This is a genomic window from Caldisericia bacterium, from assembly GCA_026414995.1.
Lineage (GTDB): Bacteria > Caldisericota > Caldisericia > B22-G15 > B22-G15 > JAAYUH01.
Window position 1 is genome coordinate 1 of the sequence record JAOAHY010000040.1, and the last position, 644, is coordinate 644.

1 protein-coding gene is annotated in these 644 nt (G+C 28.3%); it reads right to left on the reverse strand.

Annotation, left to right across the window (positions count from 1 at the left end; translation table 11 throughout):
- Positions 1 to 163: 163 nt before the first annotated feature.
- The coding region (locus N3D74_06680) for a hypothetical protein (GenBank protein MCX8095848.1) at positions 164 to 644 on the reverse strand (481 nt) is incomplete at its 5' end.

The window sequence follows — 644 nt, forward strand, 5'->3', positions numbered from 1 at the left end:
TCTAATAAATAATTTTTAACTCCATAAACTTTTCCATTCGTTGCTGTGAATAAAACTTCATAGTCTTTAACTTCAATCGTGAATTGATTACTTTCAAAATTCGCAATATCACCTTCAATTTGAACAAAACCTTGATTGATTAAGTAATTAATTAGTGCATTAATCATCTCAATAGCTCTATGCTTTTAATTGAAGTATTTTCTTTTGTATCTGGTATTCCATCATCGTCGTTATCATAAGTTAAAAGCATTGTTTCCAATTCATTAGCATAACTTTTTGCGTAATACTCTGCCTTTTCAAACCAGCTATCTGATTGCGTTGTTGAAAGCCCACGAATTAAAATCTCAATTGCTTTATAAACTTGTGCTTTGTAGTAATTAGCTTCGATTAAATAAACTCTTACATATTCGTATGATCCAGTCAATTGAACTTTATAAAACTTGTAAGGCTCTACTATAAAGTCCTGTTTTACACTACCATTCGGATTATTCAATGTAAATGATTTTAATTCAATTGCATTAACTTTATCATTTGAACCAAATAACTTAAAATTAATCGAATTACTTTTATAATCAATTATTAATGCTGTCCTTTCAATATCATCGAAAAACCAATCGCTTGAAATTGTTTGATTATTAGTCGCT